Below are 23,517 nucleotides of genomic sequence, written 5' to 3' on the forward strand. Positions count from 1 at the left end.
ACCGAGATCTACACTTATGCGATCGTCGGCAGCGTCAGATGTGTATAAGGGACAGCCCCGACCCCGCCGGTATGGCCCGGGCGGTCCGCGACTTCCTCACCGCCGCGGGGCTCGACCTCCAGGACGTGAACCTGGTGGACACGCCCACGCGCGTGGCCGACGTGTGGGCGAACGGCTTCCTCGACGGCTACGGCCGCACGCCCGAGGAGGCGCTCGGGAAGACCTACCCCGCGCCCGCGGACTCCTCCGGCGAATTGGTGGTCGTGACGGACCTGCGCTTCCACTCCATGTGCCCGCACCACCTCCTGCCCTTCACCGGCCGCGCGCACGTGGCCTATGTGCCGGGCTCGCGCGTGGTGGGCTTCGGGCGCATCGGCGCGCTGGTGGACCTCTTCGCGCACCGGCTCATCCTCCAGGAGGACCTGGCGCGGCAGGTGGCGCGCTCGCTCGCCCGGGTGCTCGACAGTCCCGCCACCGCCTGCATCCTGGAGGCGGAGCAGGCGTGTCTGCGGCTGCGGGCCGACCACCAGCGCGACGCCGTCACCCACGCGGAGGCCTATGAAGGGCGCCTGCGCCGCGACGGCCCCCTGCGCCGCGAGCTGTGGGCCCGGCTGGGGGCTCGCACGGGAGCGGGCCGATGAACCCCGCCTCCCAGACCTTCGAGCGGGTGGCGCCCGAGCGCGTGGCGAAGGTGCTGGAGGCCCTGACAACCGTGCTGTCCCAGGGCCAGGTGAAGCGCGACGAGGCCACGCTCGACGCCTACGCGCGCGACGAGTCCGACAGCGGCGTGTACCGGCCCGACGCCGTCCTCCTGCCGGAGACCACCGCGCAGGTGTCCGCCATCTTCAAGGCGTGCCAGGCGCACGGCGTGCCCTTCACCCCCTGCGGCGCGCGCAGCGGCAAGAGCGGCGGCTCGCTGCCCCTGAAGGGCGGCATGGCGGTCAGCCTGGAGCGCATGAACAAAATCCGCTCCATCTCCAGGGAGGACCTCACCGCGGTGGTGGAGCCCGGCGTGGTGACGGGCGACCTGATGAAGGCCGTGGAGGCGCAGGGGCTCTTCTATCCGCCGGATCCGAACTCCTGGGAGTTCTGCACGCTGGGCGGCAACGTGGCGGAGAACGCCGGCGGCCCGCGCGCCCTGAAGTACGGCGTCACGCGCGACTACGTCATCGGCCTGGAGTGGGTGATGCCGGACGGCGAGGTGCTGCGCGTGGGCCGGCGCACCATCAAGGGCGTGGCCGGCTATGACCTGGTGGGGCTCTTCGTGGGCTCCGAGGGCACGCTCGGCGTGGCCACCGAGATCACGGTGCAGCTGATTCCACTGCCCCGCCAGGTGATGACCGCGCTGGTGGTGTTCCCCTCCGTGCTGGACGCGGCGCGAGGCGTCTCCGCGGTGCTCGCCGCCGGCCTCCTGCCGCGCTGCCTGGAGCTCATCGACGAGGTCGCCGTCCAGGCCATCGTGCACCGGGGCAGCTTCCAGTTCCCCCCAGGCGCGGGCGCCGCCCTCATCGCCGAGGTCGACGGCAACACTGCCGAGGGCGTCTTCGCGGAGCTCCAACTGTTGGGGGATATCTGCAATCAGCACGGGGCCACCCAGACCCTGGTGGCCCAGGACGACAGCCAGCGCGAGAAGCTGTGGGCGGCGCGGCGGGTGATCTCCCCGGCCCTGCGCGCGCTCAAGCCCGCCAAGATTTCCGAGGACATCGTGGTGCCCCGCTCGAAAATTCCCGAAATCATCGAGCGGCTGAAGAAAATGGGCGAGGAGCTGGGGCTCACCGTGGCCACGTATGGCCATGCGGGCGACGGCAACCTGCACGCCAACATCCTGTACGAAGGTGCCAGCCAGCGCCCCCTCGTGGACGAGGCGCTGCGCCGCATGCTGATGCTCACCGTGGAGCTGGGGGGCACCATCACCGGTGAGCACGGCGTGGGGCACGCGAAGCGGGAATATCTGGCGCTGGAGCAGGCGCCCGCGCTGCTGGAACTGCAGCGCCGCCTGAAGGCCTTTTTCGATCCATCAGGTCTGCTCAATCCCGAGAAAATCTTCCCCGCGCTCAAGCGTTGAAGACTTCGTGACCGGAAACGTAGGTGCTGTCCCACCCGTCGCGTCGCGCGCTGCCAAGGGCCCGGAAGTGCGAGTGCGTGACGGGCTTTTGACAAGGGTGAGAGGGCAAAACGCCCTTCTTGGAAGGAATGAGAAACCCTTTCCGCCGTTGCGCGTCCTAGTGACAGATGGACGCGGTTCGTCGGGGGATTCATCGCGTCCGGCAGTTACGAACGGAAGGACGGGAAATCATGGCCAACTCGACGAAGTACGCGGCAGAGGGCCTTTCGCATTACCTGCGTCACCTGGGCGGCCACCAGCAGCTCACGCGTGAACAGGAGTACGAGCTGGCCCGCCAGGCCCGCAAGGGTGACGAGAGCGCCCGACAGACGCTCGCCAGCTCCAACCTCGCTTTCGTGGTCGCCGTGGCGAAGAAGTTCGCCAACCGCGGGGCCCGCCTGGACGACCTCATCCAGGAAGGCAACGTCGGCCTCATGAAGGCCATCGAGCACTTCGACCCGAAGAAGAACGTGCGCTTCGCCACCTATGCCGTGTGGTGGATCCGCGCCTACATCACCCGCTACCTGAAGGACAACCGCAGCCAGGTGCGCGGCGGCGAGGCGGAGCGCGGCAGCATGGTGGACTTCTCGCTGGACGCCACCATCGACGAGGAGGGCGAGACGACCTTCCTCGACCGGCTGGAGGACGGCGGTCCCTCCCCGCAGGAGACGTTCCTCTCCCGCGAGCAGGACACCGAAATCCAGGACGCCCTGTCCAAGGTGCGCAAGCGCATTGGCGACCTGGGCTGGGACATCCTCCAGGAGCGCCTCACGCAGGACAAGCCGCTGACGCTGGAGGAGCTGGGCCAGCGCTGGGGCGTGTCGCGCGAGCGCGTGCGCCAGGTGGAGCTGAAGACGAAGAACTTCCTGGAGCGCTACCTCATCGCGTTCAACGAGAACGAGGAGCACACCGCCACCGCCGACGCGGCCTGAAGCGGAAGCGGAAAAGCAGCATCTGTCGCATCGCTGACGGGACCTGACGGGGTGTTCGCACCTTGCCGGTCCCGTCTTCGTTTTTGCCGCGCTGCGTCTGGTACGTTCGGTTGATGGTAGGCGAGCGTGCGTGCTAAGGCTTTTCGATGCGCTTGAAATTGCTTGCCCTTTGGGTGCTTTGGGCCATCCCGGCGAACGCCGCGGATCCCGCGCTGCTCGACCAACTTGACGCGTTGTACGCGAAGCGCAGTGACGCGGAGTCCGTGAAGGCGCTGGACAAGGAAGTGTCCGAGGCGCTGAAGGCCGCGCCGGACGACTTCGACCTGGCGTGGCGCAAGGCGCGCATCCTCCAGTGGCAGGCGGACGGCGCCACGGAGAAGAAGCTCAAGATGGTCCTGGGCAAGCAGACCTGGGAGGCCGGGGACAAGGCCTCCAAGCTCCAGCCGGCGCGCGTGGAGGGCTACTACTTCGCCGCCTGCGGCATTGGTTCCTATTCGCAGGCCGTGGGCATCATGAAGGCGCTGGGCGACGGGCTGGAGGGCAAGTTCAACGAGCGCCTGGACACCGCGCTGAAGCTCGACGCCACGTATGAGTACGGCGGTCCCTGGCTGGTGAAGGGGCGTTACTTCTATGAACTGCCCTGGCCCAAGCGCGACCTGGGCAAGTCCGCCGAGTATTACCAGAAGGCCATCGCCAGGTTTCCGCAGTCGCTGCGCGCGCACTACTACCTGGCCGAGACGTTGCTGAAGGACGGCAAGGCGAAGGACGCGAGCGCCGCAATCGAGAAGGTCAAGCAGGGAAGCACCGCGTACAACCCCGCTGAGGGGCAGCGCGTGCAGCAGTGGGCCAAGAAGGTGGATGCCGACATCCAGGAGGAGCTCAAGTGAGGGCAGAGAGTCAGGTCACGACGGCTCCCGCGGCGGGCGGGACGCAGGAGCAGAACCTCGTCCAGTTGCTCGTTCAGCGGGCCCAGAACGCCTCCAAGGTAGGCGTGACGCACAAGAAGGACGGGCGCTGGCAGGACGTCACGTTCGCGCAGGTATTGGAGGACGTGAAGGCGCAGGCGGCGGGCCTCATCGCCCAGGGCGTCCAGCCCGGGGACCGGGTCGCCATCTTCGCCAATACCAGCTTGCAGTGGATCATCGCGGACCTGGCCATCAGCGCGGCCCAGGCCATCACGGTGCCCATCTATGGCTCCAACACGCCGGATGAGTGCCGCTACGTCCTGAACCACTCGGAGACGAAGCTGCTGCTCGTCGACAACGACGAGAAGGACGCCAAGCAGGCGGGCCGCCTGTCCCGCGTGCGCTCCAAGCTGGGGGACATCCCCACGCTGCAGAAGATCATCGTCTTCGAAGGCCCCATCTCCGGCGACAAGGAGCTGTCGCTCGCGGACATGGTGGCCTCCGGCAAGGGCATCCCCCAGGCCGCCGAGTCCGCGTTCACCGAGCGCGTCTCCCAGGTGAAGTCGGACGACACCAACCTGCTCGTCTACACCTCCGGCACCACGGGCGACCCCAAGGGCGTCATCCTCACCCACGGCAACTGGGCCTACGAAGCGAAGGCCACCCAGGCCATGGGCATGATGAAGCCGGAGGACTCCGTCATGCTCTTCCTGCCCCTGGCGCACGTGTTCGCCCAGGTGGTGAAGGCCGCGTGGCTGTCCATGGGCTTCCGCCTCATCATCGCGGAGTCGGTGGACAAGCTGCTCGCGAACCTGGCGGAGACGCGCCCCACGGTGCTGCCGTCCGTGCCGCGCGTGTTCGAGAAGGTCTACAACAACGTCGTGGCCAACGGCTCGGCGGCGCCCGGCGTGAAGGGCAAGCTCTTCAAGTGGGCCTTCGGCCTGTTCGACGAGTACTCCGAGGCCAAGAGCCAGGGCCGCGAGTACAGCTCGCTCCAGTTCAGCCTGGCGAAGAAGCTCGTCTTCTCCAAGGTGCGCAAGACCCTGGACGAGAAGCTGGGCGGCAACATGCGCATCTTCATCTCCGGCGGCGCGCCGCTGTCCCGGAAGATCGCGTACTTCTTCGACCTGCTCGATCTCAAGGTCCTGGAGGGCTACGGCCTCACGGAGACGAGCGCCCCGTGCAACGCCAACCGCGTGGAGAAGATCAAGATCGGCACCGTGGGCCCGCCGGTGCCGGGCACGGAGATCAAGATCGCCGCGGACGGTGAGATCCTGGTGCGTGGCCCCTGCGTGATGAAGGGCTACTACAAGAACCCCGCCGCCACCGCGGAGGTGCTGGAGCCGGACGGCTGGTTCCACACCGGCGACATCGGCGAGGTGGACTCCGACAACTACCTGCGCATCACCGACCGCAAGAAGGACATCATCGTCACCGCGGGCGGCAAGAACGTGGCGCCCCAGAACATCGAGAACACGCTCAAGACCTTCCCGCTCATCAGCCAGGCCATGGTGTACGGCGACAAGCGGCCGTTCCTGGTGGCGCTGATCACCGTGTCCGAGGACCCGGCGCGCAAGCTGCTGGAGGACAAGGGCATCGCGGTGGGCACCTACGCGCAGAACTCCCAGCGGCCGGAGATCAAGGCGGCCGTCGAGGAGATCATCAAGAAGGTGAACGCGGAGATCCCCCCGTACTCCAGCATCAAGAAGATCGCCGTCATGGACGCGGACTTCACGCAGGAGTCCGGTGAGCTCACGCCCACCCTCAAGGTGAAGCGCAAGGTCGCCAGCCAGAAGTACATCAAGACCATCGACGCCATGTACGAAGGCGCGAAGGTCATGGACTGACGCACCAAAAGCCCGACGCCCGTCCCTGGCCGCTTTCGAGCGGTCACGGTACGGGCGTCACGGGTGAGCGTTCAGCGAGGGTGTGACGTCAGGGGCGGGGCCTTCCCGGGCCCACCCGGACGGGCGAATCAGGCGTGGGAGCTGGGCGACTTGGCGGCGACGTCCTTGTCCACGGTGGTGGACGCGGACAGCGTGCCGGACTTCTTGTCAGAAGCGTCGTCCTTCTCCTCGTCGCTGGAGAAGCCGCGCTTGAAGTTGCGGAGCGCGCTGCCCAGGGACGAGCCGAGCTGCGGCAACCGCGAGCCGCCGAACAGCAGCAGCAGCGCCGCGAAAATCAGAAGAATCTCAGGAAGCTTCAATCCCATGGCTTCGCTCCTCACGAAATGCGCGGGGGAGCATACCGGTGGGAGGTGGGTCGCGCTAGCAACTCCGGCGGCCGGGGCTCACGCCTGCCAGCCCGCTGGATGCCCGAGTTCCGCTGGCAGCGATAAGGGCAGCGTGAGGAAGAGGGTGGTGCCGCTCGCGTCCGCCTGGGCGCCCACCTGGCCACCGTGGGCCTCCACCTCCTGCCGTGCCAGGAAGACGCGCAGCGGATCCTCCAGCTTGCGCTCGCGGAAGGCGCGCTCCTCGCACTGGAAGACAGCGGTGATGTCCTCTTCCGGAACGGCCGCGCCGTCGCGGCGCACCTCCACCCGCACCTGGTGCCCCAGCCGCTCGGCGCGAACGTGGAGCGCTTCGCCCGGCTGCGTGCGTGCCAGCAGGTGGTGCACGAACGCCTCCACCGCGTGCTGGATGCGGCCCGCGTCCACCGTCACGTCGGGCAGCTCCGGCAGCGTGTCCAGCTCCAGCCCCACGTTGGCGGCGGACGCCGCGGCCCGGGTGCGCTCCACCGCGGCATCCAGGATGGGCAGCAGCGGCTGGCGCTCACGCTCACACGCCAGCGCGCCCAGGTCCGCGCGGCTGGAGTCGAAGAAGTCCTGGGCGAAGGAGAGCGCCCGGTCCGCGTTGCGCAGGATGGTCTCCAGCCCGCGCTGCGCCTTGGGCTCCAGCGGGATGCGCCCGTTGAGCAGCAGCGCCGCGTACGAGCGGATGTTGGCCAGCGAGCCGCGCAGGTCGTGCGACGCGAGCGACAGGAAGCGCACGCGGTCCTCCACGCGCTCGCCCGGCGGGGAAGCCTGGGGCACCCTGGGGGAGGCCGGCTCCGTGCTCCAGGGCACCGGCAGCGCCCAGACCAGGCGTCCGCCGTCCTCCAGCGGCTCCTCGCCCACCAGCAGGATGCGCTCCTGGCGCTCCCAGAGGTTGCGCTCGCCGTTCTTGCGGCGGAAGCCCACGGCGGCCATCAGCCCCTCGATGCCCGTCACGGCCGACATGGGAGGCAGGGCCTCCAGCCCCAGGTACTCCAGGAGCAGGGGACCGAGCAGGCGGGGTGTCCCCTGGCGGGGCAGCAGCGCGAGCCCCGGCGCGGTTTCGTTGCCTCCAGGCGTCTCCCCCATCCACGTCACGCGGACCTCCCCTGGCCGTGCCTCGAATCAACGGAAGGGTGCGCAGTGACTGTCGGTTTTGCAACGGGCTCCGGCTCCGTCCGCGGGACCCTTGATTTCTTGCACCCAGGGGGCCAGTGATGGTGGATGATCCATCTCCGGAAGCGGTATCGAGGAGACACCTCTGACCTCGCTCAACGCACAGCATGCTGACGCACCCGTGGTGCTCGTCGTGGACGATGATCCCGACATCCTGGAGGCGCTCTCCGAAATCCTGGAGGCCGAAGGCTTCGAGATCCGCCGTGCGCGCAACGGCAAGGAGGCCCTGGAGCGCCTGGAGCCGGACCCTCCGCACCTCATCCTCCTGGACCTGATGATGCCGGTGATGGACGGCTGGGAGTTCGCCCAGCGCATGCGCCAGAAGCCGGACTTCGCGGGCATCCCCATCATCGTCCTCAGCGCGGACCGCAACGTCGGCAGCAAGGCGAAGGACATTGGCGCCATGGGTCACCTGGCCAAGCCCTTCGAGCTCAACGACCTGCTGTCGATGGTGCGACAGTCCCTCAACCCCTCGGCGGACACCTCGCGCGTTTGAGCACGCCCCCGTGGCCGTGCTTGACCAGGGCGGTGGGGCGCCACTACGGTCCGCGCAGGCCTGATTCACCAATCAACACTGAAAACCAAGGAGCGAGTCATGGCGACCGCGAAGGACATCATCGAGGGGCAGATTCCCGAGAAGCTTCAGGCGAAGCCGGAGCTGGCGAAGGACATCAACGCCGTCATCCACTTCGACGTCTCCGGTGACGGTGGCGGCAAGTGGACGCTGGACACCACCAAGACGGAGGGCTGGGTGTCCGAGGGTCTCAACGGCGCGTCGAAGATGACGGTCACCGTCAGCAACGACGACTTCGTGAAGATCCGCGAGGGCAAGCTGAACCCGCAGATGGCCGCCATGCAGGGCAAGCTCAAGTTCAAGCCGATGGACATGGGCCTCGCCATGAAGCTGGCGAAGCTGCTGGCCTGAGCCTCTGAGTCTCTTGCCGTACCGACGGCGCGTCACCCTTGGCGGGGACGCGCCGTCTGCATGTCTCCACCTCCCCCTGGAGCCCCCCTCCCATGTCCGAGCTGTCTTCCCCCCTCGCAGGCCTGCGGGTGTTGGACCTGTCGCGCCTGCTGCCTGGCCCGTACGCGACGCTGGTGCTCGCGGACCTGGGCGCCACGGTGGACACCGTGGAGGACCCGGACGTGGGGGACGCCACCCGCCACATGCCGCCGCACCGCGACGGGGAGGGCGCGCTCTACTACGGGCTGCACCGCAACAAGCGCTCGCTCACGCTGAACCTCAAGACGCCCGAGGGCCGTGACGCGCTCCTGCGCCTCGTGCCCCACTACGACGTGCTGGTGGAGAGCTTCCGCCCCGGCGTCATGGACAAACTGGGCGTGGGCGAAGCGGTGCTGCGCCAGAAGAACCCGCGGCTCATCTACTGCGCCATCTCCGGCTACGGCCAGACGGGGCCGGACCGGCTCAAGGCGGGGCACGACCTCAACTACGTGGCCCGCGCGGGCCTGCTGGGCTACGGCGGCGAGGCCGGTGGCGCGCCCGCGTTCCCGGGCGTGCAGATGGCGGACATCGGCGGAGGCAGCCTCTTCGCGCTGGTGGGCATCCTGGCCGCGCTGCACGAGCGCGAGCGCACCGGCGTGGGCCGCCTCGTGGACGTGTCCATGACGGACGGCGCGCTGGCGTTCCTCCACCTGCACCTGGCCTCGCGCCTGTTCATGGGGAACGAGGGCGCGCCGCTCCAGCGCGGGAGCGAGCCGCTCAACGGCGGCTATCCCAGCTATGGCCTGTACCGCACCGCGGACGACCGCTGGCTCGCGGTGGGCGCGCTGGAGCCCAAGTTCTTCGGCGCGCTCTGCGCGAAGCTGGGCCGGCCGGAGCTGCTGGATGACGCGTACTCGGGCGGTGAAGACGGCGCGCGCGTGAAGGCGGAGCTCACCCGCATCTTCGCGAGCCAGCCCCTGGCGCACTGGCGTGAGCAGCTCTCCGGCGCGGAGTTCTGCGTGGAGCCGGTGGCGGAAGGCGACGAGGTGCTCGCGGATCCGCAGCTGCGCGCGCGCGGCCTCTTCGTGGAGACGGACGATGCGCAGCGCGGCATCCGCGTCACGCATCTGCTCACGCCCCTGCGCATGGGTGACGTCCCGCTGCGCCCGCCTCCCACGCTGGGACAGCACTCGCGCGCCGTCCTGGAAGAGGCGGGTTTCACAGCTGAGGAAATCTCGCGCCTGATTGCATGAATGACCCGTAAAACGAACCTGTGAGGGCGGGTTCGTGCGCGGATCCAAAGTGACCCGTTGCTGATTGACAGCGCTGGAGCCACAGTTAGAACTTTCCGGTTTTCGGACTGGAAAATCGACTTTCAAGCCCTGGGAAGGAAGGTATTCCGTGCCCGACGCGCAGGAGCTCGAGTCATATATCCGGCGGAAGTTCGCCGAGAACGTAGGACTCACGGAGTCGGAATTGTTCTCCGAGGACCTCACACTCGCGGCGTTGATTACACGCTCCGAGCGGATGACCAACAGCGTGGACTTGATGGAAGCCTTTGCCCGCACCTCCAACGGGTTGCGCAAGGACTTTGGACTCCGGGTCCGCCTGCCAGCGCTGTCCCTGGATACGCCGGTGTCCAAGGTCCTGGCGGTGTTCATGGGCGAAGTCACGAACCCGGAGCGGAAGTCGGCATGAGCGTCCTGGTGCGCATCCTCGAGCAAGAAGAAGCGGCCGCCGCTCCCCTCGCACTCCTCCCGCGCGAAGGCCGCCCGGCCATCCTGACGGAGCTGTACGAAGCCCTCACCGAGCGGGGCCTGTCGTTGGTGGACATCACCTGGGAGCAGCAGCGGCTGCATGAGTCGCGGCGCTGGAGCGTGGTGGAGCTGCTCGCGCAGGTGGACTTCGCGCACGTGGGCGAAGCCGACCGGCACATGGTGTGGAACGCGGGGCGGGCGGAGCTGACGACGAAGCCGGGCGCGGACCGGCTGGAGCGGCTGGCGGACCAGGAGTGCCGCCGGTGGCAGGAGACGAACCCCACCGTCGCCGCCATCATGCAGGCGTGCGGCACGTGGAGCCGCTACTGGAACGAGGAGGAGGCGCACCACGAGACGGCGTTCAACCGCCTGTCCACGGTGCTGAGGCTGGAGCCCATCACCGACGCCACCTTCATGGAGTTCCGCAAGGTCTTCCCCGACGACGACATGCTGCGCACGCTCACGCTGCTGTCCATCTCCGAGGTGGTGGCGGCGGTGGACTACGGCCAGTGCTCGCAGATGGTCCAGGACCCGGGCCTGCGCGCGCTCTTCAAGCAGGTGGCCGCGGACGAAGTGCAGCACATGAACTACTTCATCTCCTTCGCCAAGGCGCTGGTGGACAGCGGCGCGTACAAGGCCAAGGAGGCGTTCGCGGTGGCGCACCTGTTCCTGCGCGACGGCGGCGAGGTGCACGGCAGCAAGCGCGAGCGCGTGGAGAACCGGGAGACGCACGTCAACTGGTGGGATCAGCTGGAGCACCGCGAGGGCTTCTACGCGCCGGACGCGCTGCGCAAGAAGGAGCAGCTCATCTTCCACGCGCTCAAGCGCATCACCGGCATCACGGTGACGTCGCGAGAGGAGCTGGAGGACACCTGGATGGACCTCGTCGGGTGCTGATGGGCCTGGGCCACGACCTCCAGGCCACCTCGGAGCTGGAGGGCGCACGGGCCCTGCGGGAGCCTGACGTCTTCTTCACCGCCGCGGAGCTCGCCCACTTCGAGCGCGCGGCGGACCCGCTGCAGAGCCTGGCGGCGGGCTTCAGCGCGAAGGAGGCCCTCTTCAAGGCGCTGCCCGCGGTCGACGGCTGGTTCTGGACGGACGCGGAGCTCGTCCACGACGCCCGGCACGCGCCGCGCTTCCGGTTTCACGGCACGCTCGCGGCGCACCTGGCGCGCGAGGGCCTGCAGGTCGCTGTATCGCTGTCGCATAGCGGAGGGTTCGTCTCGACGGTGGTCATCGTGACGCGCGCTCCGTCCCCCTGAAGTCGCTGTCCTCCCCCGGCAGCCGAAGGACATCCCTCCGTGCACTTCGAAGAGTCGTCGCTCACGCTGCGCGTGCGTCCCAATGACCTGGACACCCTGGGGCACGTGAACAACGCCACCACGCTGGAGTACCTGGAGGCCGGCCGCTGGGCCTGGCTGGAGCGGCAGGGGCTGAGGCGCGGGGGGCCGGTGGTGGCCGTGGTGTCGCGCGTGGAGGTGGACTACCGCCGGGAGATTCCGCCGGGCGAGGTGGTGGTGCGCACGGAGCTGGAGTCGCCCGCGGCGGACGAGCTGGAGCCAGACGGCCTCCACTACCGCGCGCGGTTCCGTCAGCGCGTGTTCCTGGCGGCGGACGGGCCGGTGGCGGTGGAGGCGCTGGTGAGCGTGGCCTTCCTGGACGCGAGGCAGCGGTCGCTCGCGTCGTTGCAGCAGTTCCTGGACGCCGCGCGCGCACCGGTGGCCGTCGTCGAGGAGTCGCTTCCATGAGCACGCACGCGAAGCCGGAGCTCACGTCGCAGGACCTCTGGGTGCCCACGTCCCAGGAGCACGCGCTGCACGTCGTGGAGGCGCGAAGGTCCGGGACGCCGGACTCCGCGACCGGGGTCCTCTTCGTGCCGGGGCTGTTCTCCGACGGGCGCTTCTTCCTGGACGGGCAGGGTGGCGGGGCCGCGCGCACGTTCGTGGACGCGGGCTGCGTGGCGTACGTCGCGTCCCTGCGCGGGCATGGCAAAAGCCGCTGGCCCGCGAAGCGCGCGTACGACTGGAGCTTCGACACGTACGTGCGCCACGACCTCCCGGACCTGGTGCGGGCCGTGCGCGCGCGTCACACCGGGCCGCTGTTCCTCCTGGCCCACAGCATGGCGGGCTACGCGGCGCTGGCGGCCCTGGGCGTGGACCCGTCCCTCCAGGCGTCGCTGTCCGGCGTGTGCACGCTGTCCTCGGCGGTGAATGACTACAGCGACGGCGGGTTCAAGAAGCGCTTCCAGCTGGGCTTCTCGTCCGCGGTGGCGGGGCTGTTGGGCCGCTTCCCGGCGAAGGCGCTGAAGCAGGGGCCCTGGGACGAACCGGCGGGCGTGATGCGGCAGTTCACGGACTGGGCGCCCACGGGCGCGTTCCGCAGCGCGGACGGCGCGACGGACTACTGGCGAGAGCTGGGCAACGTGACGCTGCCGGTGTTCGCGGGCGTGGGCGCGGCGGACGTGTTCCATGCGTCACCGCAGCGCGTGGAGAAGCTGGTGGCCCACCTGGGCAGCGCCCGCAAGGACCTGTTCGTCCTGGGGCGCGCGCAGGGGCTGAGCTGGGAGGCGGGCCACTTCGACGTGGTGCGCGGGGAGCGCGCCCGCGCGGAGGTGCTGCCCCGCGTGCTCGCGTGGATGCGTCAGGTGGCGCCCGCGCACTGAAGGACCCGGAGGAGGGGAGGTTTTTCGAATGCTCGACATCATCCAGCGGTTGGAGTCAGTGGATCCGCGGCGCGGCCTGTTTCTCTACGACGACTTCGTCGCGCCGTCGGAGTTCGTGCCCTACCGGGAGTTCGCCTCCCGGGTGGCGGGGGCGGCGGAGCACTTCCGCGCGCGCGGCGTGGCGCCGGGCACGCGCGTGGTGCTGCCCTTCGAGACCTCCTCGTCCGTCATCTTCTCCTTCCTGGGGCTGATGGAGCTGGGCGCGGTGCCCCTGTCCGTGAAGCCGTACATCCTGAGCACGCCGAAGGGGCCCTACCGGGACTTCCTCGCGCGCATCCGTGAGCGCTACGGCGCCTCGGTGGTGCTGGACGTGCCCAGCCTGGCCGGGCTGGAGCTGTCCCTGGAGCGGCTGCCGCTGCCTCCCGCGGGAGCGAAGCGTCCCGGCGCGAAGCTGCGCGAGGTGGCGCCCGGGGAGCTGGCGTTCGTGCAGTTCTCGTCGGGGTCCACGTCGTTCCCCAAGGGGGTGCCCATCACCCACGAGAACCTGGCCGCGAACCTGCGGATGATCATCCGGCACGACTACCGCACGGTCGACGAGCGGGTGACGAGCTGGCTGCCGCTCTACCACGACATGGGGCTCATCGGCGGGCTGCTCACCTGCCTCGCGGCGGGCAATGATCTGCTGCTGTCCCAGCCCGCGTCGTTCCTGATGGACCCCCTGGGCTGGCTGGAGCTCATCTCCTCCGAGCGGGTGGCGGGCTCCGTCATCCCCAACTTCGCCATCGACTACGCGCTGAAGTCGCTCAAGTCGGCGGACGCGGACGACCTGAAGCGGTTGGACCTGTCGAGCGTCCAGGGCATCTATCTGGGCAGCGAGCCCATCAACATCCCCAACCTGGAGCAGTTCCTGGACATCCTCGCCCCGTGCGGCCTGCGGCGCGACGTGTTCATGCCCTGCTACGGCATGGCGGAGACGGTGCTGATTGTCGCGAGCGTGGCGCGAGGCCAGAAGGTGAGCGTCATCACCGCGCCCAATGGCCAGCCGGCCATCTCCGTGGGCCGCCCGTTGTCCGAGTTCGAGGTGCGGCTGCGCGCGGAGGATGGACAGCTGTGCGGCGAAGGCGAGCTGGGAGAGGTCGAGCTGCGCGGTGGCAGCCTGGCGCCGTCGTACTTCCTGGATGACCGGCCCCTGCGCGGCGACGACGGCTTCTACGCCACGGGCGACCTGGGCTTCCAGAAGCAGGGCGAGCTCTTCATCACCGGGCGGATCAACGACCGCATCAAGGTGAACGGCCAGAGCTTCTTCTCCGGGGACTTCGAGCAGGCCGTGGAGCGGCTGGGCTTCATCCGCCCGGGCCGCACCGCCGTCATCCAGTCCCAGGGGCGCATCGTGGTGCTGGCGGAGGTGAACCACCCGTCCGCGCTGGAGCGCCTGGAGGACAGCCGCAAGCAGGTCCGCCAGTCGGTGCTGGAGACGGTGGGCGTGACGCTCGCGCCGCAAGACGTCCTCTTCATCCGCTACGGCCAGCTCCAGAAGACGAGCAGCGGCAAGCTCCAGCGCCGCGCCATCACCGAGGCCTACGAGCAGGGCCGCATCCGCACCGTGACGCCCAGGGAGCTGCGCGCGGACCTGCTGCGGATGCGCGCGCAGCGGCTCGTGCTGGGCTCGGTGATGGTCGCGCGGCAGCGGGGCCGGCGGTGGATGGCCTCCGGGAAGGCGGCGCTCTCCGCGGGACTCCTGCGGCTCAAGCCGGGAGGCCAGCGTCAGGGCGGGCGTTGATGGGAGTCAGCGGGCCTTCGAGGAGGCCCACAGGTCCCAGCCGCGCGCCGCGTGGCACGCGTCGCCCACCAGGTCCAGGGCGAGCTGGGGCTGCTTCCGGGACAGCGCCTCCGTGTCGCGGAAGGCGCCCGTGGCCTCCAGCCTCTGCGTGGCGTGCTCCAGCGCGGCCTTCGCCTCCGCCACCGCCCGGGCCTGCGCGGGCGTGGGCTTCCAGCCCGTCTCGTCCCGGTAGCGCCCCAGGGCCTCCAGGAAGTGGCCGTAGAACTTCACCATCTGCACCAGCACCGGGACGCGGTACGCGGGCGCGGCGGTGAGCGCGGCCTCGTACTGCTTCGCCTCCGAGCCCAGCCGGTACACCAGCACGTCCACCTGCGCGTCCAGCCGCGGGCCCCACGCCTTGCGCACGGCAGGGAAGCGCGCCCACCCCGCGACGGCCTGGAAGAAGTGGAGCCCGCCACACGGGTGCGCGTAGATGCCCTGCTTGTTCTTGGGCACCTGGGGAAGGCCCGCCTTCATGCCCCGGAGCAGCTCCGCGTTCGCGGACTCCAGCGTGGCGAGCGCGGTGTCCATCACCGCGTCCATGCGCACCGTCTCCCCCGCGCCGTTGACGAACGAGCCCCCGGGCTCCAGCACGTGTGACAGCGCGTCCAGCGCCCAGGCCCCGTCCGGCGACGCGGCGAGCGCGGGGCGGAAGCCGTGCTGGAGCGAGCCCACCAGCTCCCGCAGCGTCACCTTGCCCCACGCCGTGGGGAACGCATGCGAGCGCGGGTAACCCGCGAGCAGGAGGGTCTTCACCTGGAGCGCCGGGTGGGGCTCCACGGGCGTGCCGTCCGGGGTGAAGGCATCGAAGAAGTAGCGGGCCGTGCCTCCCGCGTCGGGCGCGTCGCGGCGCAGGAACCCCGCGACGATGGCGTCCGAGGCCGCGCGGCCATCCCGCGCGCGGAAGGCCTTGCCGTCCAGGTCCATGCCGTGCGCGAGCGCCCAGGGCCTGGACGGATCCGCCGCGTGCGCGCGGCACTGCGCGTGGAGCACCGCGGACGCGGAAGCGGAAGCGGGGGAGGGCGGGGGAGCGGCGCTCAGGCCAAGCCCGAGCAGGGCCACGAAGGAGGGGAGCATGGGCGCGGGCAGTGTCGCAGCCCGCGCCCGTCCACGCACCTGGGGGCTGTCTTCAGCGCTGCGGAGCGGCGGCCTTCATCCGGGCGAGCATCCGCTCGATGATGCCGAACAGCGCCTCGCGGTCATCCTCGGGAAGCAGGCCCATCAACCGCCGGATGCCCGCGTCCGTCATCAGCTGGATGACCTTGTAGATTTCACAGCCCCGGTCGGTGAGCTTCGCGGTGACGGCGCGGCGGTCCTCCGCGTCCCGCCCGCGCTCCACCATGCCCATGTCCTCCAGGCGGTCCACCACTCCGGTGATGGTCTTCTTGGTGATGCCGATGCGCTGCGCCAGCACGCCCACCTGGATGGGGCCATCCATGCCCAGCCACCCCAGCGCGTGCACCTGGGTGGGGGTCAGCCGCATGTCGTCGCAGAGGCTCGCCAGCGGATCCCTCAGGGAGCGGAAGTGGGCCAGCTCCCGGATGAGCCCCAGGAAGCGGCGTGAGTCCGGCGTGGACTGGTCCCCTTCCTGGAGCAGTCGCTCCATCACGGCCATCTCGTCGCCGGCCTCGTCCTTCCCCTCGGAGCGCACGTCGGACTCCGGGGGGGAGGTGATGGAGGTGGGGCGGCGCATCAGGCCGTCTCCACGCGGGCCGCGGCCGCCGCGGCCTCTCGCTCACGGTCCTGGTTGGACGGACCGTGCGCCGTGCCAGAGCCACCCGCGAAGCCGGGGTCGCTGCCCTTGTTGCGCTTGAATCGCGCGGCCAGCTGATCCAGCAGCGAGTACACCACCGGCACCACGCCCAGCGTGAGGAACGTGGAGGTGATGAGGCCGCCGATGATGGTGATGGCCATGGGCGCGCGCGTCTCCGCGCCGTCACCCTTCGCGATGGCCACCGGGATCATGCCGGCGATCATCGCGATGGTCGTCATCAGGATGGGGCGCAGACGCACCGGGGCGGCCTCGAGGAGCGCCTCGTGCGCCGTGCGGCCCTTCTCACGGACCTGCAGCGTGAAGTCCACCAGGAGGATGCCGTTCTTCACCACCAGACCCATGAGCATGATGACGCCGATGAGGGCGAACATGGACATGTACTGGCCGGTGATCAGCAAGCCGCCAATCGCTCCGATGAAGGCGAAGGGCAGGGACAGCATGATCGTGAACGGGTGGATGAGGCTTTCGAACTGCGCCGCGAGGATCATGTAGATGAGGATGATGCCCAGGAGCAGCGCCGTGCCGAACGCGGCCACGGACTTGCCCAGCTCCTTCGCGTTGCCTTCCAGCTCGCCCGTGACGCTCTTGGGCAGTTCCTTGGCGGCGTAGCCCTGCATGTAGGTGATGGCGTCGGAGAGCGCGTAGCCCTCCTTCAGGTTCGCCAGCATGGTGACCTGCCGCTTCTGCGCCTGCCGGTCAATCTGCACCGGCCCCTCCGCGGGGACGATGCGGGCCAGGTTGCGCAGCTCCACCAGCTGCCCCGTGGGGGCGCGCACGGCCAGCTGACCGAGCGCGTCCGCGGAGGCCAGCGTCTCCGGAGGCAGGCGCAGCTTCACCTCGTACGTCTCACCGCCCTCGCGGTAGTCCAGCACCTTGTCGCGGCCCAGGTAGGCGCGCAGCGTCTGGCCCAGGGACGCGGCCGGCACGCCCAGCGTGGCCGCGCGCTCACGGTCCACCTGCACGTCGTACTGCGGCTTGCCGGAGCGGTAGGTCATGTCCACGTCGGTGAGGCCCGGGTTCTGGAGCATCGCCTGGCGCATCTTCACCGCGGACTCGGTCAGCTCCTTCCAGTTGTCGCCGCGCAGGTTGAACTGCACCTGCTGCGAGCGCGCGCCACCACCGGACACCGCGGTTACGTCCTGCACCGCCACGGTGATGCCCTTGGGCGGGTGGATGTTCTGGCGCAGGTAGGCCTTGAGCTCGCTCTGCTTGAAGGCGCGCTCCTTCACCGGCATCAGGTTGATGAGGACCTCGCCCTTGTGGACCTCCTCCTGCACGCCGCCGCCCGCGGTGGTGAACGTGGAGGCGATGCCCGGCAGCGTCCGGACCTGGGCCGCGAAGGTGTCCAGCTGCGTCTGGGTCTCCTGGATGGTGGACCCGATGGGCAGCTCCACCGTCAGCTTGATGTTGCCGTTGTCCTGCTCCGGGATGAACGTGAACTTGAGGAAGCGGGCCAGGCCGAAGGTCGCGAAGAGCACCACCACCGCGACGATCATCGTCAGGGCGCGGTGCCGCAGGATGCCACCCAGGATCTTCCGGTAGCCGTTCTCCATGCCCACCAGCACCTTCTCCACCGCGGCGGAGATGCCCGTCGGGTGCCCGTGCTCACGCAGCAGGCGCGAGGACAGCATCGGCGTGAGCGTCATGGACACCACGTAGGAGATGAGCGTGGCCACCGCCACCGTGACGCCGAACTGGTAGAAGAACTTGCCGATCATGCCGTCCATGAAGGCCACCGGGATGAACACCGCCACGATGGCCAGCGTCACCGCGAGCACCGCGAGGGCAATCTGTCCGGCGCCCTCCAGCGCGGCCTGCATGGGCGAGGCGCCCTCTTCCATGTGACGGACGATGTTCTCGATGACCACGATGGCGTCGTCGATGAGCAGACCGATGGACAGGGTCAGCGCGAGCATCGTGATCATGTTGAAGGTGAAGCCCAGCGCCGCCATCACCGCGAACGTACCGACCACGGACACCGGCAGCGCGATGGCCGCCACGATGGTGGAGCGCAGGTTGCGCAGGAACACCAGCACGATGAGGACGGCGAGCACGCCGCCCAGGATGAGGTCCTCCTGCACGGCGTGGATGGACGAGCGGATGAACCGCGCGTTGTCCGTCACCGTCTCCACCTGGACGCCCGCGGGCAGCGACTTGTTGATGTCCGCCAGCGACTCCTGCACCAGGTCCGCCACCTGCACCGTGTTGGAGCCGGACTGCTTGCGCACCACCAGCGCCACCGCGCTGCGCTCGCCGCTCTTCGCGCCCGAGCGCTGCTCCGCGGGGCCGTCCACCACCTCCGCGATGTCGCGCACGCGGATGGGAGAGCCGCCCGTGCTGGTGATGATGATGTTCCGGATCTCGTCCACGCTCTTCGCTTCGGACGTGAGGCGCACGATGCGCTCACGGCCGCTGTCCATGCTGCGGCCACCCGGCACGTCCAGGCTCTGGGCCTTGAGCGCCTGGCTGACGTCGCTGATGGCCAGGCCGAAGCCGCGCAGCCGCTGCGGGTCCACCACGAGCTGGATCTCCCGCTCCCGGCCACCGACGATGTCGATGCTGCCCACGCCCTGCTGACGCTGGAGGGCCGGCTTCACGATGTCATCCGCGACGCGCGTCAGCTCCTCCACCGGCAGGGCGCCCGCGAGCGCCAGCGTGATGATGGGGGCCGCGCCGATGTCGAACTTCTCCACGACGGGCGTCTCCACCTCGTCCGGCAGCTTGCTCAACGTGGCCTGCACGCGGTCGCGCACGTCCTGCGCCGCGATGTCCACCTTGGTAGACAGCTTGAACTGCACGACGATCTGCGAAACGCTTTCGACGTTGATGGACTTGAGCGTGTCCACGCCGTTGAGCGTGTTGAGCGCCTCCTCCAGCGGGTCGGAGACGTTCTTCTCGATGGTCTCCGGGTCCGCGCCCGGGAGGATGGTCGTCACGGTGACGACGGGGAAGTCGACGTCGGGGAACTGATCCACGCCGATCTTCGGATAGGCGAACAGGCCGAACACCACCACCGCCAGCATCAGCATGGCGGTGAAGATGGGCCGTGAAATGAAGGTCTTGAGCATTCAGGTACCCAGGGAAGAAGAGGGGAGGAGGGACCGCTACTGCGCGACGCGCACGGCGGTCCCCTCCTTGACGTCCAGCGAGGCGTCGGCGAGCACGCGCTCCTCCGCCGTCAGGCCCTGCAGCACCTTCACGTAGCCGGGCAGCACGCGCTGCACGCGCACGTCGCGCTTGCGCACGGTGCCGTCCTGCACCACCCACACGAAGCCGTCCTGGCCCTTGCTGCTGACGGCCTGCGCCGGCAGGAACAGGCCGTTGCCCGCGTCACCCGCGGCCTTGGAGAAGTCCATCTCCACCAGCGCGCCGGGGCGCAGCGGGTGCTCCGTCTTGCCCGTCACGTCCGCCAGCACCTCCACCGTGCGGCTCTGCGCGTCGATGACGGCGCCCACGTTGGCCACCTTCGCCTCGAAGCGCATGCCGCTGGGGTTCACGGTGCCCGGCGTCACGATGCCCGGCGTCACGTTGTCGATGACGGACTCCGGCACCATCATCCGGATCTCCAGCCCGTCCGTGTCCACGATGGAGAACACCGGGGTGGAGGGCGTCATCGCCACGGAGTCACCCACGTTCTTCGTGCGCGCGGTGATGATGCCGTTGAAGGGCGCGATGATGCTGTGGTCGCGCAGGTTCTCCACCGCCAGCCGGTACGCCGCGCCGGCCTGCGCCGCCTGGGCCGCGGCCTGCTTCTGGCCAATCTCCACCTGCTCCAGCGCGTTGGCCGCGACGCCGCCGGACTCGGCCACCTTGCGCGTGCGCTCCAGGTTGCTGGTGGCCAGCTGCAGCGCGGCCTCCGCCATGTCCTTGGCCGCCTTCGCCTGGTCCACCGCGATGGACACGTTGGACGTGTCCAGCTGCGCCAGCACGTCGCCCTTCTTCACCTTGTCGCCCACCCGGACGTTCACCTTCGCGAGCGTCCCCGTCGCCTGGGGGCCCAGCACGGCCTCCTGCTTGGAGCGGACCTGGCCCGTCACGCGCGTCACGTTCTGCTCCAGCTCCGTGGCCGGGGTGATGGCCTTGACGCCCAGCGCGTTGGAGCCTTCCTGCTGAGCCGGAAGCTGCGCCTTCTCCGCGCCCGCCTTCGAGCACCCCGCCGTCGACACCGCCACGGCCACCACGGCAGCCAAGATTCGCTGATTCACGCGTCCGAACTCCTGCCGGGTCGCCGGCGGGACACCCGCCCTGGCTCCTGCTCCGGCTAATTCTTTGTGGGCTAGAAATTACCGACGCTCGATTATCTGTCAAGAGGATACTCCGGAGTGCGGACTATCCACTCCCCAGTCATCCCGCGGGGTTGGCCGCCTGCCCTCCAGGCCTTCAAGCTTCTTCACAACACCGGGGCCAGCGCGCTGCGTCACCAGGAAGGCGGGCGTCGGGCAGGGAGGGGACGGGGCGCGTCGCTTGTGGCTGACGCCGGGCGCCTGTTATTGACTCGCGAATCAACCCGCAGCGGGACAACCCCAAGGACTCGCGATGCTCAACCCGTTCACCGAGGAGCACGAGGCGTTTCGCAGGACGGTGCGCGCCTTCGTGGAGAAGGAGATGGCGCCCTACGGTCTGGAGTGGGACCGGGCAGGCATCTTCCCCCGCGAGCTGTTCAAGAAGTGCGGCGAGCTGGGCTTCCTGGGCATCAACCACGACCCGAAGTTCGGCGGCAGCGGCCTGGACTACTGGTACGTGACGGCGTTCGCGGAGGAGCTGTCGCGCAGCCGCAACGCGGGCGTGAACATGGCGCTGCTGGTGCAGAGCCAGATGGCCACGCCCATCATCAACGAGATCGGCACCGACGAGCAGAAGCGCGAGTTCCTGGAGCCCGCGCTCAAGGGTGACCGCATCGCGGCGCTGGGCGTGAGCGAGCCGGGGTGCGGCTCGGACGTGGCGAGCATCAAGACGACGGCGCGCCGGGACGGCGACGACTACGTCATCAACGGCTCCAAGATGTGGATCACCAACGGCACGCGCGCGGACTTCATCACGCTGGCGGTGCGCACCGGTGAGGAGGGCTACGGCGGCATCTCGCTGGTGACATTCCCCACGGACGTGAAGGGGTTCGGCGTCTCCAAGAAGCTGGACAAGATCGGCAACCTGTCCTCGGACACGGCCATCCTCTACTTCGAGGACTGCCGCATCCCCGCGCGCTACGTGCTGGGCGAGGAGAACCAGGGCTTCTACCACATCATGACCAACTTCCAGGGTGAGCGCCTGGTGGGCGCCATCACCACGGTGGGCGGCATGGACCGGATGCTGGAGGACGCCCTCCAGTACGGCAACGAGCGCGAGGCGTTCGGCCGGCCCCTGATCAAATTCCAGGTGTGGCGCCACAAGTTCGTGGAGCACCTGACGGCGGTGGAGGCGGCGCGGCGGCTCAACTACTACGCGGTGGACCTCTACGACCGGAAGGAGAACCCGGTGAAGGAGATCTCCATGGCGAAGCTGTTCGCCGGAGACCTGGCCCAGCGCGTGGCCTACGACTGCCAGCAGTTCTTCGGCGGCATGGGCTACATCGAGGAGACGCCCATCGCGCGGATGTGGCGCGACGTGCGGCTCATCACCATCGGCGGCGGCACGTCCGAGGTGATGAAGGAGATCATCTCCAAGCTGTACGGCTTCTAGCTACTTCCTGCCGAAGAGGGCCTCCGCGGCGCTGACCATCGCGTCGCGTGAGGCCTTCTGGTGCAGGCCACCTTCGCCCAGCTGGAAGAGCTCGCAGAAGTTGGCCTCGTCCTTGTCGCGGGGCGCTTCCGCGAAGGGCTCCTTGCAGGCCTTGGCCACGGACTCGTCGAAGTGCCGGCAGTTGCGGCACGAGCGCAGGTCCTCTTCACAGCCGGGACACGTGTCGCGGCGGCCCACTTGATTCGCGATGATGTCGAGTGCGTGTCCGCAGTGCGCGCATCCGGGCATGGCGGTCCTCCCCGTCAGGACGGTAACGGGGACATCCTGCCAGAGTCCGGGCCTAACGCTGGACGCTGGGCGCGAACGCCGGGGTGGGCAGGGAGGTGGCTTCCTGGGGCCGGCGCAGCTCGCCGGTGGCGTCCAGGAGCTGGTCGTCCAGCCGCTTGAGGAGGAAGAGGACGTAGGCGGACAGGCCGGACAGGACGGCTGCCATGATGCCTAGCAGCATGCCGCGCTGCCAGCGGTGGGCCTGCTCCATCACGCCGCGGCGTTCCTTGAAGGTCTTCAGCTGGGCGTCCACGGAGGTGCCGTCCAGCTTCTGGGCGAAGTCGGAGGCCTGGGCGCTGCCCCGGGCCATCAGCCAGCGCCCCTCCGCCTGCAGGGCCTCCGCGCGTGCGTAGCAGAACGCCGCCCCGCCCGCGAAGAGCAGGGAGATGCACAAGGCCGCTGTCACGCTCCGGGTGCCCATGCCACCAACCCTCCGGTGAAGTCCGTGGGCGCGGCCAGCCGACAGGCCGCGACTGCTCCGGCTTTCCGAAGACAGTAGCGGATGCTAGGGACGGCTTCTGACATGGGCAAGCCCTACCGTCCTAAAGACCACTATTTCCAGAAAGCCAAGCAAGAGGGACTGCGAGCGCGCTCCGCGTTCAAGGTCGATGAGATCCTCAAGCGCTTCCCGTCGTCCGTGAAGAAGGGCGCGGCGGTGCTGGATCTGGGCGCGGCGCCGGGCGGGTTCCTCCAGATATTGGCGGACGCCGTGGGGATGAACGGGCGCGTCATCGGGGTGGACATCGCGGCCATCCGGCCCTTCTCCCAGAAGTGGGTGACGACGGCGGTGCTGGACGTGCTCGCGGACGACTTCGACGCGAAGCTGGCCGCGCTGTACGACGGCCCCTACGACGCGGTCATCTCCGACATGGCGCCCAAGACGTCCGGCATCAAGGGCACGGACGAGGCGCGCAGCCTGCGGCTCGCGGGCAAGGCGCTGGAGGTGGCCGCCACGCGCGGCCGGCCCGGCGCCACGTTCGTGGCCAAGGTCTTCATGGGGGGCGACTTCGAGGCCTTCCGTGACGAGGTGCGCAAGCACTTCGAAGAGGTGAAGATCGTCCGTCCGGAGGCCACGCGCGGCGCCAGCATGGAGGTCTACGTGGTGGGTCTGCGGCGCCGGGCCCCGGCTCCCGCGGCGACCTGAAACAGCGAAGGGAACGCCACGGGCGCGGGCGGCGTCTAGAGTGCCGC

At 69.1% G+C, this 23,517-nt stretch carries 24 protein-coding genes; 16 read left to right on the forward strand and 8 right to left on the reverse strand.

Annotated features, from left to right (window positions below):
* The first annotated feature begins 71 nt into the window (after window positions 1-71).
* The 5 genes from folE (at window position 72) to D7W82_RS14965 (ending at window position 5,788) form a co-directional block, all read left to right on the forward strand.
* Window positions 72-641 (forward strand): GTP cyclohydrolase I, encoded by a 570-nt coding sequence (gene folE / locus D7W82_RS14945; protein WP_216619233.1) that lies wholly within the window; start codon window positions 72-74, stop codon window positions 639-641.
* The gene (locus D7W82_RS14950) at window positions 638-2,065 is read left to right on the forward strand and encodes an FAD-binding oxidoreductase (protein WP_120619005.1); all 1,428 of its coding nucleotides are present in this window, start codon (window positions 638-640) and stop codon (window positions 2,063-2,065) included. The genes folE and D7W82_RS14950 overlap by 4 nt, the downstream gene beginning before the upstream one ends.
* A 230-nt stretch (window positions 2,066-2,295) precedes the next feature.
* Window positions 2,296-3,036, forward strand: a complete 741-nt coding sequence (locus tag D7W82_RS14955; RefSeq protein WP_120619006.1) for an RNA polymerase sigma factor RpoD/SigA — start codon at window positions 2,296-2,298, stop codon at window positions 3,034-3,036.
* Window positions 3,037-3,182: 146 nt separating this feature from the next.
* Window positions 3,183-3,923: a tetratricopeptide repeat protein gene (locus D7W82_RS14960; protein WP_120619007.1), complete on the forward strand. Its 741-nt coding sequence runs from the start codon at window positions 3,183-3,185 to the stop codon at window positions 3,921-3,923.
* Window positions 3,920-5,788 (forward strand): long-chain fatty acid--CoA ligase, encoded by a 1,869-nt coding sequence (locus D7W82_RS14965; RefSeq protein WP_120619008.1) that lies wholly within the window; start codon window positions 3,920-3,922, stop codon window positions 5,786-5,788. The genes D7W82_RS14960 and D7W82_RS14965 overlap by 4 nt, the downstream gene beginning before the upstream one ends.
* Before the next feature lie 128 nt (window positions 5,789-5,916).
* Here the strand turns inward: D7W82_RS14965 and D7W82_RS14970 are convergent, their stop codons facing one another.
* Complete coding sequence (locus D7W82_RS14970) at window positions 5,917-6,153, reverse strand: twin-arginine translocase TatA/TatE family subunit (protein ID WP_120619009.1); 237 nt, start codon at window positions 6,151-6,153, stop codon at window positions 5,917-5,919.
* 78 nt (window positions 6,154-6,231) lie between these two features.
* Window positions 6,232-7,281: a sensor histidine kinase KdpD gene (locus tag D7W82_RS14975; RefSeq protein ID WP_120619010.1), complete on the reverse strand. Its 1,050-nt coding sequence runs from the start codon at window positions 7,279-7,281 to the stop codon at window positions 6,232-6,234.
* A gap of 208 nt (window positions 7,282-7,489) precedes the next feature.
* Here D7W82_RS14975 and D7W82_RS14980 point away from each other — a divergent pair, with 208 nt between their 5' ends.
* The 9 genes from D7W82_RS14980 to D7W82_RS15020 all read left to right on the forward strand — a co-directional run bounded on the left by D7W82_RS14980 (window position 7,490) and on the right by D7W82_RS15020 (window position 14,510).
* Window positions 7,490-7,864, forward strand: a complete 375-nt coding sequence (locus D7W82_RS14980; protein ID WP_014397893.1) for a response regulator — start codon at window positions 7,490-7,492, stop codon at window positions 7,862-7,864.
* A gap of 99 nt (window positions 7,865-7,963) precedes the next feature.
* Complete coding sequence (locus D7W82_RS14985; protein ID WP_120619011.1) at window positions 7,964-8,293, forward strand: SCP2 sterol-binding domain-containing protein; 330 nt, start codon at window positions 7,964-7,966, stop codon at window positions 8,291-8,293.
* Between the two features lie 92 nt (window positions 8,294-8,385).
* Complete coding sequence (locus D7W82_RS14990) at window positions 8,386-9,564, forward strand: CaiB/BaiF CoA-transferase family protein (protein ID WP_120619012.1); 1,179 nt, start codon at window positions 8,386-8,388, stop codon at window positions 9,562-9,564.
* 148 nt (window positions 9,565-9,712) lie between these two features.
* Entirely contained in the window at window positions 9,713-10,009 is a 297-nt protein-coding gene (locus D7W82_RS14995; RefSeq protein WP_120619013.1) for a hypothetical protein, read from the forward strand.
* Window positions 10,006-10,965 (forward strand): acyl-ACP desaturase, encoded by a 960-nt coding sequence (locus D7W82_RS15000; protein ID WP_120619014.1) that lies wholly within the window; start codon window positions 10,006-10,008, stop codon window positions 10,963-10,965. Before D7W82_RS14995 ends, D7W82_RS15000 begins: the two co-directional genes overlap by 4 nt.
* A complete protein-coding gene (locus tag D7W82_RS15005) occupies window positions 10,965-11,330 on the forward strand; it encodes a holo-ACP synthase (protein WP_120619015.1) in 366 nt (121 codons plus the stop codon). The genes D7W82_RS15000 and D7W82_RS15005 overlap by 1 nt, the downstream gene beginning before the upstream one ends.
* Before the next feature lie 39 nt (window positions 11,331-11,369).
* The gene (locus D7W82_RS15010; RefSeq protein WP_120619016.1) at window positions 11,370-11,816 is read left to right on the forward strand and encodes a thioesterase family protein; all 447 of its coding nucleotides are present in this window, start codon (window positions 11,370-11,372) and stop codon (window positions 11,814-11,816) included.
* Entirely contained in the window at window positions 11,813-12,730 is a 918-nt protein-coding gene (locus tag D7W82_RS15015) for a serine aminopeptidase domain-containing protein (protein ID WP_120619017.1), read from the forward strand. The genes D7W82_RS15010 and D7W82_RS15015 overlap by 4 nt, the downstream gene beginning before the upstream one ends.
* Before the next feature lie 28 nt (window positions 12,731-12,758).
* A complete protein-coding gene (locus tag D7W82_RS15020; RefSeq protein ID WP_120619018.1) occupies window positions 12,759-14,510 on the forward strand; it encodes an AMP-binding protein in 1,752 nt (583 codons plus the stop codon).
* Between the two features lie 6 nt (window positions 14,511-14,516).
* Here D7W82_RS15020 and D7W82_RS15025 read toward each other — a convergent pair whose 3' ends face one another.
* The 4 genes from D7W82_RS15025 to D7W82_RS15040 are packed head-to-tail and all read right to left on the reverse strand — an operon-like array spanning window position 14,517 to window position 20,528.
* Window positions 14,517-15,626: a hypothetical protein gene (locus D7W82_RS15025; RefSeq protein WP_120619019.1), complete on the reverse strand. Its 1,110-nt coding sequence runs from the start codon at window positions 15,624-15,626 to the stop codon at window positions 14,517-14,519.
* A gap of 52 nt (window positions 15,627-15,678) precedes the next feature.
* Window positions 15,679-16,242, reverse strand: coding sequence for a MarR family winged helix-turn-helix transcriptional regulator (locus tag D7W82_RS15030; RefSeq protein WP_120619020.1), 564 nt, complete (start codon window positions 16,240-16,242; stop codon window positions 15,679-15,681).
* The gene (locus D7W82_RS15035) at window positions 16,242-19,391 is read right to left on the reverse strand and encodes an efflux RND transporter permease subunit (RefSeq protein ID WP_120619021.1); all 3,150 of its coding nucleotides are present in this window, start codon (window positions 19,389-19,391) and stop codon (window positions 16,242-16,244) included. Before D7W82_RS15035 ends, D7W82_RS15030 begins: the two co-directional genes overlap by 1 nt.
* Before the next feature lie 36 nt (window positions 19,392-19,427).
* Window positions 19,428-20,528, reverse strand: a complete 1,101-nt coding sequence (locus D7W82_RS15040) for an efflux RND transporter periplasmic adaptor subunit (RefSeq protein ID WP_120619022.1) — start codon at window positions 20,526-20,528, stop codon at window positions 19,428-19,430.
* Window positions 20,529-20,859: 331 nt separating this feature from the next.
* Here D7W82_RS15040 and D7W82_RS15045 point away from each other — a divergent pair, with 331 nt between their 5' ends.
* Entirely contained in the window at window positions 20,860-21,999 is a 1,140-nt protein-coding gene (locus D7W82_RS15045) for an acyl-CoA dehydrogenase family protein (protein ID WP_120619023.1), read from the forward strand.
* Here D7W82_RS15045 and D7W82_RS15050 read toward each other — a convergent pair whose 3' ends face one another.
* Both D7W82_RS15050 and D7W82_RS15055 read right to left on the reverse strand, forming a co-directional pair.
* Window positions 22,000-22,287: a hypothetical protein gene (locus D7W82_RS15050; RefSeq protein ID WP_120576063.1), complete on the reverse strand. Its 288-nt coding sequence runs from the start codon at window positions 22,285-22,287 to the stop codon at window positions 22,000-22,002.
* 52 nt (window positions 22,288-22,339) lie between these two features.
* On the reverse strand, window positions 22,340-22,747 hold the full coding sequence (locus D7W82_RS15055) for a hypothetical protein (RefSeq protein ID WP_120619024.1): 408 nt from the start codon (window positions 22,745-22,747) through the stop codon (window positions 22,340-22,342).
* 81 nt (window positions 22,748-22,828) lie between these two features.
* On the opposite strand from D7W82_RS15055, the gene D7W82_RS15060 reads away from it, so the two are divergent.
* Window positions 22,829-23,470 carry an RlmE family RNA methyltransferase gene (locus D7W82_RS15060; protein WP_120619025.1) on the forward strand — a complete coding sequence of 214 codons (642 nt, stop codon included), beginning with the start codon at window positions 22,829-22,831 and terminating at the stop codon, window positions 23,468-23,470.
* Window positions 23,471-23,517: the final 47 nt, after the last annotated feature.

This window comes from Corallococcus sp. CA049B (assembly GCF_003611685.1).
Classification (GTDB): Bacteria; Myxococcota; Myxococcia; order Myxococcales; family Myxococcaceae; genus Corallococcus; species Corallococcus coralloides.